Source organism: Pseudoalteromonas lipolytica, assembly GCF_001306915.1.
Taxonomy (GTDB): domain Bacteria; phylum Pseudomonadota; class Gammaproteobacteria; order Enterobacterales; family Alteromonadaceae; genus Pseudoalteromonas; species Pseudoalteromonas simplex.
The window spans coordinates 1-624 of record NZ_LJTC01000046.1 but is presented as its reverse complement, the minus strand read 5'-3'; the positions used below and the strand labels follow the sequence as shown (position 1 = coordinate 624).

Sequence of the window (624 nt, the reverse complement as noted above, 5' to 3'; positions counted from 1 at the left end):
GATTTTGCTGGCCAAATCGTGCTTCGTCCTGAAACCATACGTCGATCCGATCAAGAGGAAGGTGTCCTGGTGTGTGAAGGATCGTTTCCAGCTGGAAGTTTTTTAAAAGCCTCTTGGCTCTGTAATGATTGTTTTGGGTGTTTAGAGCGGCTTGTGATCCAACTAAAGCCAAGTTGCTTTAGAATTTTATAGACATGATTTAAGTGGTAATGAACACCAAATTCAGTGTGAATGTAATGCACAATGTCTTCACCGGTAAGGCGGCCACCACGTAGTTCTATGTTCGTGCGCTTTATAAATTCAGACAGTTGTTCAAGTTGCCGCTGTTGCAGCCTTGATGGACGTCCTTGAATAGGCTTATTGTCTAAACCAGCTAGCCCATACTCTAGGTAACTAGAAACCCATTTATTCACACTACTTCTTGCAGTGTTTAGACGTTTTGCAATATCGGTTCGGCTATTACCCTCATAAAATAAAGACACTGCGAGCAATCGCATGCGTTTTCGTGCGTTTGGTTCTTTTCGAGAAAGCGCTAAAAGCTGTTCAGATATGTTTGAATTCAATGTTATTAGCCGGTGATTTTATATAGCCTATATTAGATCAGATATTTAAGCGGAATGGTAT

1 protein-coding gene is annotated in these 624 nt (G+C 41.2%); it reads right to left on the bottom strand.

The features are described from left to right. Positions 1-50 precede the first annotated feature (50 nt). Positions 51-497, bottom strand: a complete 447-nt coding sequence (locus AOG27_RS20960; RefSeq protein WP_082389342.1) for an IS630 family transposase — start codon at positions 495-497, stop codon at positions 51-53. Positions 498-624 lie beyond the last annotated feature (127 nt).